The 14,732-nt window shown below is 66.7% G+C and carries 13 protein-coding genes; 3 read left to right on the top strand and 10 right to left on the bottom strand.

Annotated features, from left to right (window positions below):
• The first annotated feature begins 176 nt into the window (after positions 1 to 176).
• Positions 177 to 881 (top strand): YceH family protein, encoded by a 705-nt coding sequence (locus CupriaWKF_RS28465; protein ID WP_276101757.1) that lies wholly within the window; start codon positions 177 to 179, stop codon positions 879 to 881.
• A 219-nt stretch (positions 882 to 1,100) separates the two neighbouring features.
• On the opposite strand, the gene CupriaWKF_RS28470 is transcribed toward CupriaWKF_RS28465, so the two are convergent.
• From CupriaWKF_RS28470 to CupriaWKF_RS28500, 7 genes are all read right to left on the bottom strand, one after another.
• Positions 1,101 to 2,102 carry a tripartite tricarboxylate transporter substrate binding protein gene (locus CupriaWKF_RS28470; protein WP_276101758.1) on the bottom strand — a complete coding sequence of 334 codons (1,002 nt, stop codon included), beginning with the start codon at positions 2,100 to 2,102 and terminating at the stop codon, positions 1,101 to 1,103.
• Positions 2,103 to 2,158: 56 nt separating this feature from the next.
• The gene (locus CupriaWKF_RS28475) at positions 2,159 to 3,028 is read right to left on the bottom strand and encodes an amidohydrolase family protein (RefSeq protein WP_276101759.1); all 870 of its coding nucleotides are present in this window, start codon (positions 3,026 to 3,028) and stop codon (positions 2,159 to 2,161) included.
• Positions 3,025 to 3,948, bottom strand: coding sequence for an SMP-30/gluconolactonase/LRE family protein (locus tag CupriaWKF_RS28480; RefSeq protein WP_276103264.1), 924 nt, complete (start codon positions 3,946 to 3,948; stop codon positions 3,025 to 3,027). The genes CupriaWKF_RS28475 and CupriaWKF_RS28480 overlap by 4 nt, the downstream gene beginning before the upstream one ends.
• A 24-nt stretch (positions 3,949 to 3,972) precedes the next feature.
• Positions 3,973 to 4,944, bottom strand: coding sequence for a tripartite tricarboxylate transporter substrate binding protein (locus tag CupriaWKF_RS28485; RefSeq protein ID WP_276101760.1), 972 nt, complete (start codon positions 4,942 to 4,944; stop codon positions 3,973 to 3,975).
• A 79-nt stretch (positions 4,945 to 5,023) separates the two neighbouring features.
• Positions 5,024 to 5,965: a hydroxyacid dehydrogenase gene (locus CupriaWKF_RS28490; RefSeq protein WP_276101761.1), complete on the bottom strand. Its 942-nt coding sequence runs from the start codon at positions 5,963 to 5,965 to the stop codon at positions 5,024 to 5,026.
• Complete coding sequence (locus CupriaWKF_RS28495; protein WP_276101762.1) at positions 5,962 to 6,657, bottom strand: RraA family protein; 696 nt, start codon at positions 6,655 to 6,657, stop codon at positions 5,962 to 5,964. The genes CupriaWKF_RS28490 and CupriaWKF_RS28495 overlap by 4 nt, the downstream gene beginning before the upstream one ends.
• Positions 6,658 to 6,705: 48 nt before the next feature.
• Positions 6,706 to 7,668, bottom strand: coding sequence for a tripartite tricarboxylate transporter substrate binding protein (locus CupriaWKF_RS28500; protein WP_276101763.1), 963 nt, complete (start codon positions 7,666 to 7,668; stop codon positions 6,706 to 6,708).
• 161 nt (positions 7,669 to 7,829) lie between these two features.
• Between CupriaWKF_RS28500 and CupriaWKF_RS28505 the strand changes: the two genes are divergently transcribed.
• Together CupriaWKF_RS28505 and CupriaWKF_RS28510 are read left to right on the top strand one after the other, a co-directional pair.
• Positions 7,830 to 8,558 (top strand): IclR family transcriptional regulator, encoded by a 729-nt coding sequence (locus CupriaWKF_RS28505; RefSeq protein WP_276101764.1) that lies wholly within the window; start codon positions 7,830 to 7,832, stop codon positions 8,556 to 8,558.
• A gap of 362 nt (positions 8,559 to 8,920) precedes the next feature.
• Entirely contained in the window at positions 8,921 to 9,859 is a 939-nt protein-coding gene (locus CupriaWKF_RS28510; RefSeq protein WP_276101765.1) for a patatin-like phospholipase family protein, read from the top strand.
• 11 nt (positions 9,860 to 9,870) lie between these two features.
• Here CupriaWKF_RS28510 and CupriaWKF_RS28515 read toward each other — a convergent pair whose 3' ends face one another.
• The 3 genes from CupriaWKF_RS28515 to CupriaWKF_RS28525 are packed head-to-tail and all read right to left on the bottom strand — an operon-like array spanning position 9,871 to position 14,717.
• On the bottom strand, positions 9,871 to 10,869 hold the full coding sequence (locus CupriaWKF_RS28515; protein ID WP_276101766.1) for a tripartite tricarboxylate transporter substrate binding protein: 999 nt from the start codon (positions 10,867 to 10,869) through the stop codon (positions 9,871 to 9,873).
• A gap of 51 nt (positions 10,870 to 10,920) precedes the next feature.
• Complete coding sequence (locus CupriaWKF_RS28520; protein WP_276101767.1) at positions 10,921 to 12,720, bottom strand: acyclic terpene utilization AtuA family protein; 1,800 nt, start codon at positions 12,718 to 12,720, stop codon at positions 10,921 to 10,923.
• Positions 12,717 to 14,717, bottom strand: a complete 2,001-nt coding sequence (locus tag CupriaWKF_RS28525) for an acetyl-CoA carboxylase biotin carboxylase subunit (protein ID WP_276101768.1) — start codon at positions 14,715 to 14,717, stop codon at positions 12,717 to 12,719. Before CupriaWKF_RS28525 ends, CupriaWKF_RS28520 begins: the two co-directional genes overlap by 4 nt.
• Positions 14,718 to 14,732: the final 15 nt, after the last annotated feature.

Genomic DNA, 14,732 nt, shown 5'->3' on the forward strand with positions numbered 1-14,732 from the left:
TTGCTTCGCACACCCGTAGCTGCCCGCCATCACACCTCATCGATAGTAGTCTGCGGCGACACGAATGCGAGGGAGAGGCCGCGCGGCGGCCAAAGGCAGTTGCGCATTGGGCCAGCTTGCGCTTGAATGTCCGCCTTGCCGGCTCCGGCCCAATGCAACTCGACACGAACCTCCTGATGAGCTCCACGTCCGAATCCCCTTCGCGCCCGCCAATCCGCACCCTGACGCCGATCGAAGGACGCGTGCTCGGCGTACTGCTGGAAAAGCAGCACACCGTGCCCGACACCTACCCGCTCTCGCTCAACGCGCTGACCGCGGGCTGCAACCAGAAGACGGCCCGTTCGCCGGTCATGAACGTTACGGAAGCGGAAGTGGTGGTGGCCATCGACGGCCTGAAAGGCCTGAGCCTGGTATTTGAAGGCAGCAGCAGCCGCGTGCCGCGCTTTGAACACAATATGGGCCGCGTGCTGGGCGTGCCATCGCAATCCGCGGCGCTGCTCGCCATGCTGCTCCTGCGCGGTCCGCAGACCGCGGCCGAATTGCGCCTGAACACGGTGCGCCTGCATGCCTTCGCGGATGTCTCGTCGGTCGAAGCCTTCCTTGACGAGCTGGCGGAACACGAGCCGCCATATGTCGTGAGGCTGCCCCGCGCTCCGGGCGAGCGCGAGCATCGCTGGATGCACCTGCTTGGCGGTGAAATCAGCGTGGAAAGCCTTGCGGCGAGCGCGCCAGGCGCTAGCGAAGAGTCCGTCTCGCCGTCTGAACTGGAGCGGCTGCGCGCCGAGCAGCGCGAGCTTGCCAACCGGGTCCAAAGGCTGGAGGCGCTGGTCGAGCACATGGCCAGCCAGCTCGGCATCGACCCGGATGCGCTGACCAGCTGACCATGGATAGTCCGGGCCGCGGGGGCCTGGCCCCGGCAATCGCAGGGGCTTAGCCGACGAACTCAGCGGTCCGAACTGCGGGGTCACGTAGCCGCCGTATTCATCCTTTGCCGCGATACGACCGTAGGCCGCTTCAAAGGTCAGGCAGCCTGTCGGTTAATTGCGCAATTGCGGCACCCAGGCCCGGGATGCCTCGATGAGGGACGAACCGAACACCGCTTACTCCAGCGTGATATTGGCGGCCTTGGCCACGCGGCTCCACTTGGCGATGTCAGCCCTCTGGACCTCGGTCAACTTCTCGGGCGGACCACCCACGATCCTGATGCCGAGCTTTCCTAGCTGCGCCTTGACCTCCGGGTCCTGCAACGCACGATTGATCTCGGCATTCAGCCGCCGCACGATGGCGGGCGGTGTGCCCGCGGGTGCGAATACGCCCTGCCATTGCTCGGCCTCGAAATTCGGCACGCCCGCCTCGGCCATTGTCGGCACATCCGGCAGGCTCGGCACGCGCGCAGCCGTGGCTACCGCCAGCGCACGCAGCTTGCCGGCCTTTACATGCGGCAGGATCGGCGCCGTAGGTGCAAACATGAAATCGACGTGGCCGGCCATCACGTCCTGGATCGCCGGAACATCGCCCTTGTAGGGCACGTGGGTCATCCGCACGCCCTTCTGCTCCTTGAGCAGTTCGGCGGACATCTGCAGGATGGTGCCGCTTCCACCCGACGCATAGCTGACGGCGTCGGGCTTGCGCTTTGCGGCCGCGATCAGGTCGCTGACGTTCTGATAGGAGCTGTTCGGTCCGACGATCAGCACACTCGGGATCGTTCCATACAGCGCCACCGGCGTGAACGCCTTTACAGCGTCATACGGCAGCTTCGGGTTCAGCGCCGGATTGATCGCGTGCGATGCGGTGGACGCGCCCAGCAGCGTGTAGCCATCTGGCGCGGAGCGCGCGACGAATGCCGAGCCAATGGCACCCGTGGCACCAGGGCGGTTCTCCACGACGATGGTCGTATGGAGCGCCTGTCCGACTTTCTGTGCGATCAGTCGCGCCAGGATGTCGGTCGTGCCGCCCGCCGGATATGGCACGATGTAGTTGATCACCTTGTTGGGCCAGTCCGTCTGTGCACGCGCGGTCGTTGCGCACAGCGATGCGGCGGCGATGAGCGCGACGGCACAGAACGTTTGCATGCGCATCGGCTGGAACAGCTTGTGGAACATCTTTGTCTCCAATACTTTCTTGCTATCTGAATTGGCCGCGCTCTGGCCGACCGAAGTCATGCAGGTTTGGCGTCGGGGAACCCGTAGAGCACCTGCGGATTGCTGACCAGCACGCGCTGGGTGGCGGCCTCTATCGAATCGCACCAACGCAAGAACGTTTGCAGCACCGTCCGGTCGTCGATCGGTTCCCCTCCTTTTGCATGCACGGAGGGGTGCGGCCAGTCCGATCCCCAGACCACGCGCTCTGGTGCCAGCACCATGTAGCGCACGGCCAACGTACGCATATCGCCGTAATCCGGCGCCCCTTCGCGGGACTCAAGGTACGGCCCGGACAACTTGACCCACGCCTTGCCCGCCGACACCAGGTCGGCAATCACGCGGTATGCCGGTTCGGCTCGTGGCGTACCCAGCCGCAGATGACCGTAGTGATCGAAGACGAGCGGCACCGGCAGGCTGGCCAGTTTTCCGCCGATGTCGGGCAACCATTCCGCCGGCAAGTTGAGCTGGACATGCCATCCGAAGGCAGCGATCCGGGCGGCGAGCGTTGGCAGATCATCCAGCGTAAGCGGAGCCGGCAGCCTCAGGTTCAGGCGAATGCCGCGAATGCCTGACCGATGCAGGTGATCGAGTTCTGCATCGGTCACGCTTGCCGGGACGACCGCCACACCGCGCGCGCAGTCGCCAAACGCCGAGATGGCATCGACGGTGCTGGTGTTGTCCGTCCCGTAGGTCGACGGCGTGACGACGACGACCCGTTCAGTGCCGAGCATACGCTGAAGTTGGCGGTAGTCGTCCACTGAAGCATCGGGGGGGCGCAGCTGCGCCCCCGGCGCCACCGGATAGTGGCTGCCATAGACGTGCATGTGGCAGTCGCATGCGCCTTCGAAGCCGAGGACAGGGAGGACAGGCCTGTGCGTCGCGCTCATGCCGGTTGTCCTTCGTACACCGGCGCACCGCGTTCATCCATCTCTGCGCACAGGATCGTGCCCGTGGTGGATTCTGTCATCAGCAGCGTCTTGCCATCGACACCGCCAAAGCACAGGTTGGTCAGGGACGCCCCGCTCGGGCTGCGCAGCACTTCGACCGGCTCCGCGCGATGGTTGAGCACCCATACGTAACCCAGCCCCGGATTGGCGACCAGCAGGAAGCCGTCGGCACGCATGGCCAGCCCGTCGGGACCGCTCGGTCCGTACGACGTGAAGAACTGGCCGACCTTGCTGACCGAGCCGTCGGCCTGCAGCGGCACGCGCCACACGCAGTTGCCGCGCGTCATGGCGACGAACAGTACTTTCTCGTCGGGCGACAGCACGAGCCCGTTCGGGCTGGGGCAGTTGTCCAGCAACAGGTCAAGCTTGCCCGCCGGCGCCAGGCGATAGACGCGGCCGGAGGGGTCATGCATGCCGGTCTGCCCCTGGTCCGTGAAGTACAGGTTGCCGGCCGAATCGAATGTCAGGTCGTTGACGCCACGAAAGCGCTCGGAATTCCGGCGCTCGAGGAAAGGCGTGACCGCACCGGTCCTGGCGTCCAGCCGCATCAGCCCGTTGCGGTAGTCGGTGATCAGGAAGTCGCCGCCGGCCAGGTGCTTCATGCCGTTCGGCTCGCCGTCGTACTCGGCCACGAGTTCCCAGTCGCCCTGCAGCGATACGCGGAACACGCGGCCGTATGGAATATCGGTCACCCACAGATGGCCGTCCGCCCACACGGGGCCTTCTAGGAACGAGTCGGTTACCGCGCCACCACGGTTGGCCAGCGACCAGGCATTGTCCCAATCCCTGCGACGAAACGATTCCGGCAGCCGGGTGAGCATCTTGGCGTCACGGACGGTGGGTTGCTGAAGCAGCAGCATCATGGCTCTCCGCGAGGCATCCGGTTATTGCTTTTCAATATTGGCCTTCATTGCAACGGTAGCCCACTGCGCGGTTTCTCGCTGGATCAGTTGTGCAAACGCGGGACTGTCCAGATTGCCCGGCTGCGCACCCATCTGCGCCAGGAATTCCTTCATGTCGGGCGCCTGGAGGGCCCTCTGGATTTCAGCCTGCAGACGAGCGACGACCTCCTTGGGCGTGCCCTTCGGCGCGGCCAGACCCGACCAGTTGAACAGGCTGAAAGCCGGTACGCCCGCTTCGGCAAATGTCGGCACGCTCGGGAACACACCGACGCGGCTCTTGCCGCTGATGGCCAGCAGGCGCATCTGATTGCCCTTCACCGGCGCCAGTGCGGTCGGCGTGGAGACCACCAGCAGATCGACGCTGCCGCCCAGCAGCCCAACCATGGCTTCGCCGGCGCCCTTGTACGGCACGTGCATCAGCTTGATACCGGCCGCTTGCTGAAAGGCCTCGGCGGCAAAGTGCGGCGAGCTGCCGGGGCCGCCTGTGCCGAACGTCACTTCACCGGGATGCGCCTTGGCGTAGCTCACCAGCGAGGCCAGGTCCTTGAAGCGCGAATCGGCCTTGACCCCTAGCACGACCGGCGAGAATGCGAATGGCGCGATGGGAACCAGCGCGCTCTGGTGATCCCAGTTCAGCTTCTTGAACACATAAGGCAGCGTCGTGTACGAGTTGTCGTTCGCCAGCAGCGTGTAGCCGTCAGCCGCTGCGTTGACCACTTGCGTGGTACCGATGGTGCCCGACGCACCCGGCTTGTTCTCGACGACAAAGCTCTGCCCCATCTGCACGGTAAGCTTCTGCGCGATCTTGCGCGTCACCACATCGACGGCGCCGCCGGGCGGGTTGGGCACGACGATGCGTACGGGCTTGTCGGGATAGGCCGCGAACGCGGGTAGCGTGCCAGCGCCCAGCAGCGTCGCGACGGCGGCAAACAGAGGGATTGCGCGATGAAACATCGTTGTCTCCTGCTGTCGCGGTGGTTGCCTGGGCCAGACCACCAGGTCGGACCAGCCCCGCGACGATCGTTATCTCAATTCAAGCGGGCGCCGCAGCACCCTGCAGCACCGCGATCACGTTCTTCGCCGCGCCCACGCCCATGTTCACGTAGGCCGCGTCGCTGACGCCACCGATGTGCGGCGACAGGATCAGGTTGGGCACCTGCTGGAACGGATGCGGCACGGGCATCGGTTCGACCGCAAAGCTGTCCAGCCCCGCGGCGTACAGCTTGCCGTTCTGCAACGCCTCAACGAGCGCTGGTTCATCGATCAGGCCGCCACGCGCGGTGTTGACCAGGATGGCGCCGTCCTTGAACGTGGCCAGCGTTTCGCGGTTCAGCATGCCGCGGTTCTCGTCGGTCAGCGGGCAATGCAGCGACACGACATCCGACTCGCGGAACAGTTGCGCCAGATCGACCAGCGTGACGCCTTCGGGCACCGTCTTCGCAAACGGATCGAAAGCGATCACGTGCATGCCCAGTGCCACACCGGTCATCGCCGCCCGACGACCAATCTCGCCGAGGCCGACGACGCCCAGCGTGCGGCCGTTCAGCTCGATGGTCTTGTGCGTCGACTTATCCCAATGGCCGCCGCGCATGCGGTCGTTCAGGTGAGGCACGGCCTTCGCGCACGCCAGGATGAGCGCCCAGGCGTGCTCGGCCACGGCTGCGGCGTTGGCGCCAACCGCGGCTTTCACCGCGATGCCACGCTCGGCCGCGGCCTTCTGGTCGATCACGTCGATGCCGCTGCCATGCTTGGAGATGACCCTCAGCGACGGTGCGGCGTCCATCACGCTGGGGCCGACCTTGCCGTAGCGCACGATGATGGCGACAGGGTCCTTCGCCTTCGCCATGGCCACCACCGTGTCTTCGCTGCACTGCCTGCCCGCGAAGCACACTTCGAAGTCCTGGAGCAGTTCAAGCGCCTGCGGTGCAAGGTCATTGCCCGTGACCAGCAGAGCGGGTTTCTTCACGGCATTCACAGCGTTTCACCCTCGGCCAGCACACCAGCGGCGCGCAGCTCCTTGTCCAGCCAGCCCGGGCGCAGGTCGCCACCCTTGATGGCGGCAATGCGCTTGGCTTCCGCATCCACCTTCTTTTGCGCCAGGTCGAGGATCGCGGGCACCTCTTCACGCGGAATCACCACCACGCCGTCGGCATCGCCCACGATCAGGTCGCCCGGGTTGACCGCGACGCCAGCCACCGACACCGGCCAGTTCACCAGGCCGCCGATCGCCTTGGTCGGGCCGCACGGATTGGTGCCCGCTGAAAACACCGGAAACGCGCCGCCGGCCAGCTCGTGCGAATCGCGCACGGCGGCATCGATCACGAAACCCGCCACGCCGGATGCCTGGGCCTGCGTCGCCATGATTTCGCCGCACAGCGCGGCGGTCTGGTCGCCCTTGCCGTCGACGACGATCACATCGCCTGGCTTGGCCAGCGCCAGGCCGACGTGGAACATCAGGTTATCGCCGGGACGCACTTCCACGGTCAGCGCGGGGCCGACCACCTTCATCGACGGTGACAGCCCTTGCACGCGTGCATTCAGCGTGCCGCGACGGCCCACGACGTCCGCGAGGATGGCGGCCTGGAACTTCGATGCACGCTCCACCAGTTCAGGAGAGACGCGCTCGAAATCGCGACGTATCGCGGGGGATGCTTTGGGGGTGCTCATGTACGACTCCAGATATGACGGACAAACAAAGTGGATTTACTCAAGGGGTCACTTCGTGGAAGCGATCTTCCAGAGGCTTTCGAACTTTCCGCGCTGCGTGGCCATGTGCTCGGTCCACGCAGCGCCAGACAGATAGGAGATGCCGCGCGCCTCGTTGACGGCGCGGGCCAGGAATTCCGGGTCCTTCGTCGTGGCTTCGACGGCGGCCTGCAGACGCCTGGCGATGTCCGGCGGCAAGCCGCGCGGCGCCGCGAAGCCACGCTCCGACGAGATCGTGATGTCGAGCTTCTGCTCGCGTGCCGTGGGCACGCCGGCCACCACGCCCGGGCGCCGTTCATCGCCCAGTTGCGCCAGCACTTTCACGTCCTTCGAAGCGCGATCGGCCTCGGTGTATTCCGTGGTGCTCATTGCCATCACGTCGATGTGATGGCCCAGCAGGCTGGTTTTAGTCTGCGACGTTCCGGCAAAGGGAATGTGGTTGACCCTGGCGCCCGTCGCCTGCTGCAACGCCAGGGCGGCCATGTGCCCGTTCGTGCCAATGCCGTTGCTGCCCATCGACAAGCCCTCCGGGTTGGCCTTGAGCTGCTTGACCAGGTCCGCCATGGAAGCGAGCTTGCTGTCGCCCGCGACCACGAACATGGTCGGGTCATCGATCACGCGCGCCAGTGGGACGATGGCCGCGGGGTCGTACTTGGGCTTGCGCTGGATGGGGATGGTCAGGAACGATGGCGTGGACACGATGCCGATGGTGTAGCCGTCCGCCGCCGCACGCGAGAGCGCCGAATAGGCGATTTCACCCGATGCGCCGGGCTTGTTCACGACCACGATGCGGGCCTTGCCTCCGACATGCTTCTGAAGAAACGGGGCCATGGCCCGCGCCAGCAAATCGGTCCCTCCCCCTGCGGCGAACCCGACGTACACCTCGATGGGCCGGTCATCGGGCCAGGCCGCATGGGCCGACATCGTGGTCGTAGCCAGAGCCGCCAGGAGGAGGGATCGGATTGGACGCATTCGTTGTCTCCGTTTTGCGTTGTACGTGGTACAACGACGTTTCATAAATATGAGGCAACTATAGTCCGTTAAGGTCGTCGTTCCACTTGGCGTTTACCCCTGTACTCTGCAAAATGACGTTGTACACAGTACAATCATCGAAATTCGTATGAGGACAAACGATGAGTAACCATGGGGTGGCCGCAGTCGAAAAGGCGCTCGGCTTGCTGGACTGCTTCCGACTTGGCGCCGAGATTCAGTCGCTTGCGCAACTCTCCAATGCCTCCGGCATGCACAAGACGACAGTCTTCCGTCTGCTGAATTCGCTCGAGCGGATGAGCTATGTGGTGCGCACGGCCGATGGCCGCTACGCACTTGGGCCGCGCCTGCTCTATCTCGGCAAGCTTTACGAGCAGTCGTTCCAGCTCGGCTCGATCATCGAGCCCGTGCTGCAAGAGCTGGCATTGGCGACCAAGGAAAGCGCGTCGTACTACGTGCTCCACGGCGACGAGCAGCGTATGTGCCTCTATCGCGCCGAGCCCAGCGAAGGTTTGCGGGAGACGCGATTGCCCGGCACGATCCTGCCATTGGACGATACCGCAATCGGTTCCGTGCTCAAGTACTGGGGAAAGGAAGAGCAAGCGGCAAAACGCGACGAGGCGCTGCCATGGTTTACCGCTGGTGTGCGGGACCTCTACACCGCCGCTTTCGCGACACCGCTGTTCGGCGCCGGCGACAAGTTCATGGCCTCGCTCACACTATCTGGCCCCGCCACGCGTTTGCAGGCCGCGGATCGCACCGAGATCGCACGGGTGCAATTGGTCGCGGCCGCAAAGCTGTCCAGGCTTCTCGGTGCAAGTTCCGGATGGTGCGAGAAGGTCTACGGCACAGGCAATTACGTCCACGACTAAAGCATCCGCGCTGCACCGTCGTTGTCGCCCCCTGCCGAACTGACTTCTCCTGGTTCTCCGTAGCTTTGGCGTCGGATCAGTTCGGCGACTTTACTGTCGTGCGGTGCATATAGGTCAGGCGTTCGCCCCACGGGCTGCAGCGACCTCGCATAAGAGGTCGCCTTAGAGGTGGAAGTACTGTCACGTCAGTTAATTGCACAATCGGCCCGGACGCGGTTTCCCGACCAGCATCCGCTAAGCAGATGTGAGCCACCTGCCGTGGGATTTTCGAGCGGCCAGTCGCTCCACCCGCTTCGGTGTCGCCTAAGCTTTGCTCAGGACGACTTCCACCAACCAGCGCGGATATGCGCCGGACCCATATCATGGAAAAAACCGCTTTCGTCTTTGCCGGCGGCGGCAGCCTGGGCGCGATCCAGGTCGGCATGCTGCGTGAACTGGTAGCGTCGGGCCTGACTCCCGACCTGGTGATCGGTGCTTCGGCCGGTGCCATCAATGGCGCCTACTTCGCCTGCAATCCCGGGCGCGATGGCGCGGCACGGCTGGAACAACTCTGGCGCGCAATCCGCCGCACGGAAATCATGCCGTGGTCATGGCGCAGCGTACTGGGCATGCTCGGCGGCAGCCGCGGCTACCTGGTGGACGCATTCGGCCTGCGTGCGCTGCTAAGCCGGAATTTCGGCGATGCACGCGTGGAAAATGCCGCGCTGCCGCTGCACGTCGTGGCCACCGACATGCAGAGCGGCGCGGAGGTCCTGCTCTCCAGTGGCGCCATTGTCGACGCGGTGCTGGCCAGTGCAGCCATTCCCGGCGTCTTCCCGCCGGTGCAGTTCGAGGGACGCACGCTGATCGATGGCGGCGTGGCGAACAACACCCCCGTTTCGACCGCGGTGCGGCTCGGCGCCACGCGCGTGATCGTGCTGCCGGCGGGCTTCACGTGTTCCGAGCGGCGCCCGCCGCGCGGGGCATTGGAGCACGCGTTCAACGCGCTCTCCCTGCTCGTCGCGCGCCAGCTCGTGCACGACCTGCAGCACTGGGGCAGCTACGCGCATATTTCTGTGGTGCCCCCGCTTTGCCCGCTCGATATCTCGCCCTATGACTACTCGCGCTGCGGCGAACTGATCGACCGCGCGGCCAGTACCACCGCGCTGTGGCTGTCGCACAATGGCCTGGAAAGCCAGAACGTGCCAGGGGCGCTTCATCCGCATACGCATACGCACGATGCGGAATCGCCGAGCTGCAGTGCCGACCTCACGCCGCCACCGCCTCCGCAGGCATCGTCCGGCACGCATCACCACTTATAGCGGCCCGGCCTTTACTCCACTTTCACGCCGCCCTTCCTTACCACCTCGCCCCAGCGTACCGACTCCTCCCTGATGAAGGCCTGGAACTGATCGGCCTTGCCGCCGACGGGGTCGATGCCGTATTCGATCAAGCGGGTCCGGACCTCCGGCTGGCGCAGCACGGCATCCATCTCCGCGGAGATCTTCGCCAGCACCGCAGGCGGCGTTTTGGCCGGCGCGATCAGGCCGATCCAGCTGCTGGCCGTCACGGACGGATAACCGGCCTCGGCCATGGTCGGCACGTCCGGCGCGGCCGGCCAGCGCGTCGGGCTGGAGATCGCCAGCGCGCGCACCTTGCCGGCCTTCACCTGCGGCATCATGGTCTGCACCGAGTCGAAGATGATGGCAACCTGCCCCGAGAACAGGTCAGGCAGGGCCGGGGAGATGCCCTTGTACGGGACATGGACCATCTTCACGCCCGTGGCCTGCGCGAACAGTTCGCCGGCCAGATGGGCACCCGAGCCGTTGCCGCTCGAAGCAAAGGTCATCTTGTCCGGATGAGCCTTGCCCCAGCTCACGAGTTCCTTCACGCTGGCAGGCGGCAGTTGCGCGCTCGACACCAGCAGCAGCGGAATGCGGCCGATCAGGCTGACGCCGGTCAGGTCCCTGACCGGGTCATAGCTCATGCGCGGATACAGGCTCGGGTTGATCGCGTGCGCCGCCACCACGACCAGCAGCGAGTAGCCATCCGGCGTGGACTTGGCCACGTTGTCCGAGCCGATCATGCCATTGGCGCCGGGGCGGTTCTCCACCACCACCGGCTGGCCGATGCGCTCGGCCAGCTTCTGCATCACGAGCCGCGTGACGGCATCGGAAACGCCGCCCGGCGTGTAGGGCACGACCACGCGCACCGGATGATTCGGCCAGTTGTCGCCCTGCGCAAAGGCCGGCATCGCGCCGGCGACCAGGCCGGCGAACAGGCCAAGCCCCAGCAGCCTGCGGATGCGCCCGTTGGGCTTGTGTTGCGTCATGTCTCCTCCTTGTCGGATGGGCGCCTGTTGCCGGCGCGTCGGTTCAGTCAGTCAGTGGCCCGCATCCTGTACCCAGCCCTGCGGCACGGAAATCGGGAAATCGAGCAGCATCTGCGCGTAGCTCTTGCCAAGCGGGTCGGAGCGCAGGCTTGCGACACCGCCGCCGGCCAGCGCGCCATGCATCAGGAAGTTCAGCGCATGCAGGCCGGGCACTTCGAAACGCTCGACCTCCCCATGCACGAGGTGGGCGAAGTACGCGTGCACGGCCTGCGGCGTCATCTGTTCGCGCAGCAGAGCCAGGTACTCCGGCCGCCGCGCGATCACGCCGATGTTTTCGTCGTCGCCCTTGTCGCCACTGCGTGCGTAGGCCAGCGCGACCAGCGGGCGCTCGACGCGCGGTCCGGCGGGCAGCGGCTGCGGCACGGGCATGTCGATGGCCGCGGGCGGCCCGGCATCGCCGCTTTGCGCGGCATTGGCCAGCACGACCTCGCCACCCTCGAAACCCACGCGCATCGGCACATCGGCCTTCGGTACGAGGAAGGAAAAGACCTTGACCACCGGCTGGATGTCGACCCGCCCCGAAAACGACGAGCGTGTGCCCGCCGCCATCGACGTGCCGGCCGACGAGCATTCGCGCTGCAGGAAGCCCAGTGCCCTGGCCTGTTGATGGCGTGCGCCGATACGCAGGACCACCTCGCGCGTCGGCAGGTCGCGCGCATGAGGCCCGTACTGCGACTCACAGCCAAGCAACTCGACAATGGTCTCGCTGTAGTCCGGCAGCCCGCGCGCGGCCAGCATGTCGCGCGTGCGCTTCAGCAGCGCATCGGCCGTGCGGCGCGCCTTGGCGGGGGCATCGATGCCGCGGATCGCCATCATCAGGCTGATCTGGTAGCCGTCCTGCCAGGTCGCGTTGCCCTTGTAGTGGCTGCCCGGCGCACGGCCGCGCGCGCCCCACACGCGCACCTGGCCCGGTGCCGCCAGTTCCGTGCGCACCGCGCGGAAGTCGCAGGTGACGTCGGGCATCAGGTAGTTGGCGGGATCGCCCACCTCATACAAGACCTGCTCCGCCACGGCGGCCGGCTCGACCAGCCCGCCGGTGCCTTCCGGCTTGCCGAGCATGAAGCTGCCGTCGTGCGCGCAATCGATGACCGGATAGCCCATGCGATCCCAGTCGGGCACGCGCTGCCAGTCGGTGAAGAGCCCGCCCGTGGCCTGGGCACCGCACTCGATGACATGGCCGGCCAGCGTGCCTGCCGCCAGGCGGTCCCAGTCGGTCCAGTCCCATTCGAACTCGTGGGCCAGCACGCCGACCACCACGGCGCTGTCCACGCAGCGTCCGGCGATGACGATGTCCGCGCCAAGCGCCAGCGCGCGCGCGATGGCCTGCGCGCCGGTGTAGACGTTCGCGGACCACGGCTCCGTGGTCGGCACCGGCTGGCCGTCCAGGTCCGTCAGGCCCTGCCCGCACCATTGCGCGAACTGCGCCCGCACGTCGTCGCCCGTGATCACGGCGATGCGCGGCGACAAACCCTGCTGGGCGGCTGCCTTCAGCAGAGCGTCGCGGCAGGCTTGCGGATTCAGGCCACCGGCGTTGGCGACCACACGGATGCCGCGGCGCAGGATCTCGCCAAGGTTCGGGGCCATCGCGGCGTTCACGAAGTCCGTGGCGTAGCCCAGCGCCGCATCCCTCGCGCGGGCGCGCGCCAGGATGGACATGGTGGTCTCGGCCAGGTAGTCATAGACCAGGTACTGCATGCCCGGCACTGTCAGCAGTTGCGGCGTGGCAATCGCGGAATCGCCCCAGAAGCCCGAGGCGCCGCCAATGCGGATGGTCCTGGCGGTATCGGTCATGCGGCCTCCTTGTCAGCATCCGCTTCGACACGGGCCAGCAGCGCCCCGGCGCTGGCCTGCCCGCCCGTGCGCGCCGCCAGTTCAGCCACCACGCCCGCAAACGGCGCGGCAATGATGTGCTCCATCTTCATGGCTTCCAGCACCACCAGCGGCTGGCCGGCCGCCACGCGCTCGCCTTCGGCGACGTGCACGGCCACGATGCGCGCGGTCAGCGGCGCCTGCAGCAGGCCATCGGCATCGCCGGCGTCGCGGCGGCGGCGCGGGTCATGGCGCTGGAACTTCCACGCGCGGCCGGCCTGGAACAGGTGCAGCGCATGCTTGTCCGCGGCGAACACCAGCGGGTAGGCGACGCCGTCGCACTCCACCAGCGCGGTGCCGGCCTGCGGATCGGCACGCAGCACGCGCACCATGCAGGCTTCGGCCGGCGCGTCGCCGTCGCGCTCGCGCAGGCTGACATGCCAGCCGTCGCCCGCGGCACGCAGCATGGCCTGCCATCCCTGCCCCGCCGCATCCAGCGCAACGCTGGCCGCTGTGCGTGCCAGCGCAGCCGGCTGGCTGCCACCATCCAGCACGCCTGCGGCGGCCAGCGCGGCGCTCGCCGCCACGTGCCGCGGCGGCACCGTGGCCTGCAGCGCGGCCTGCATATGCGTCTCGACAAAGCCGGTGTGGACGTCGTTGCCGGCAAAGGCCGGACTTGCCAGGCAGTCGGCCAGGAATGCCTGGTTGGACGGCACGCCCAGCAGCACACAGTCTTCCACCGCGCGCAGCAGCTTGCGCCGCGCTTCTTCGCGGTCGGCGCCGTGCGCCACGAGCTTGGCCACCATCGAGTCGTAGTGGGTGGGAATCGCGCCGCCCTCTTCCAGCGCGTGATCCACGCGCACATCGCGGCCCGAAGCCGGCGGGCGCCAGCGCATCAACGGCCCGCCCTGCGGCAGGAAGCCGGCGGGCACGTCTTCGGCCGTGAGCCGGACTTCGATCGCGTGGCCCTTCAGCCGCACTTCGTCCTGCGTGACCGGCAGCGGCTCGCCAGCCGCCACGCGCAGTTGCCACTCGACCAGGTCGAAACCGGTGATCGCTTCGGTGACCGCATGCTCGACCTGCAGGCGCGTGTTCATCTCCATGAAGTAGAAATTGCCATCGCCATCGAGCAGGAACTCCATGGTGCCCGCACCGACGTAGCCGATCGAACGCGCGGCGCGCACGGCGGCGTCGCCCATGCGCGCGCGCAGCGCAGAGCCCACTGCCGGCGACGGCGCCTCTTCGATGACCTTCTGGTGCCGGCGCTGCACCGAGCAGTCGCGTTCGCCAAGGTGGATCACGTTGCCGTGGGTGTCGGCGAACACCTGGATTTCCACGTGGCGCGGCGCCATTACCGCACGCTCCAGGATCAGCTCGCCCGAGCCGAACGCGGTCTGCGCTTCGGAGCGGGCGCTGGCCAGCGCGGCGGGCAACGCCGCGGCATCGCGCACCAGCCGCATGCCGCGCCCGCCCCCGCCGGCGGCAGCCTTCACCATCATCGGGAAGCCGATCTGGCCAGCCTGGGCGAGCAGCGTGGCATCGTCCTGCGCGCTGCCCTGGTAGCCGGGCACGCACGGCATGTCGGCGGCCAGCATCAGGCGCTTGGCCTCGGCCTTGTTGCCCATGGCACGAATCGCCTGCCCCGGCGGACCGACAAAGACCAGGCCCGCGGCCACCACGGCTTCGGCGAATTCGGCGTTCTCGGCCAGGAAGCCGTAGCCAGGGTGCACGGCGTCCGCGCCGCTCCCGCGCGCGGCGTCAATGATCGCCGCGATATTCAGGTACGACACGCGCGGTGCGGAGGGACCAATGCATACGGCGCGGTCGGCGCAGGCCACGTGCGGGCTGTGCCGGTCGGCCTCGGAATAGACTGCCACCGTGGCCAGGCCGAGGCGGCGCGCGGTACGCATGATGCGCACGGCAATCTCGCCGCGGTTGGCGACAAGCAGCGTATGGAAGGGTCGGCAGTTAGCAGACATGAAGGGAATCCCGTG

Origin of the sequence: Cupriavidus sp. WKF15 (assembly GCF_029278605.1) — a bacterium.
Classification (GTDB): domain Bacteria; phylum Pseudomonadota; class Gammaproteobacteria; order Burkholderiales; family Burkholderiaceae; genus Cupriavidus.

Bases quoted from the DNA above. Each gene is read 5' to 3' on its own strand.
- CupriaWKF_RS28465 (WP_276101757.1), top strand. From the start codon at position 177: ATGAGCTCCACGTCCGAATCCCCTTCGCGCCCGCCAATCCGCACCCTG.
- CupriaWKF_RS28470 (WP_276101758.1), bottom strand. From the start codon at position 2,102: ATGTTCCACAAGCTGTTCCAGCCGATGCGCATGCAAACGTTCTGTGCC.
- CupriaWKF_RS28475 (WP_276101759.1), bottom strand. From the start codon at position 3,028: ATGAGCGCGACGCACAGGCCTGTCCTCCCTGTCCTCGGCTTCGAAGGC.
- CupriaWKF_RS28480 (WP_276103264.1), bottom strand. From the start codon at position 3,948: ATGCTGCTGCTTCAGCAACCCACCGTCCGTGACGCCAAGATGCTCACC.
- CupriaWKF_RS28485 (WP_276101760.1), bottom strand. From the start codon at position 4,944: ATGTTTCATCGCGCAATCCCTCTGTTTGCCGCCGTCGCGACGCTGCTG.
- CupriaWKF_RS28495 (WP_276101762.1), bottom strand. From the start codon at position 6,657: ATGAGCACCCCCAAAGCATCCCCCGCGATACGTCGCGATTTCGAGCGC.
- CupriaWKF_RS28500 (WP_276101763.1), bottom strand. From the start codon at position 7,668: ATGCGTCCAATCCGATCCCTCCTCCTGGCGGCTCTGGCTACGACCACG.
- CupriaWKF_RS28505 (WP_276101764.1), top strand. From the start codon at position 7,830: ATGAGTAACCATGGGGTGGCCGCAGTCGAAAAGGCGCTCGGCTTGCTG.
- CupriaWKF_RS28510 (WP_276101765.1), top strand. From the start codon at position 8,921: ATGGAAAAAACCGCTTTCGTCTTTGCCGGCGGCGGCAGCCTGGGCGCG.
- CupriaWKF_RS28515 (WP_276101766.1), bottom strand. From the start codon at position 10,869: ATGACGCAACACAAGCCCAACGGGCGCATCCGCAGGCTGCTGGGGCTT.
- CupriaWKF_RS28520 (WP_276101767.1), bottom strand. From the start codon at position 12,720: ATGACCGATACCGCCAGGACCATCCGCATTGGCGGCGCCTCGGGCTTC.
- CupriaWKF_RS28525 (WP_276101768.1), bottom strand. From the start codon at position 14,717: ATGTCTGCTAACTGCCGACCCTTCCATACGCTGCTTGTCGCCAACCGC.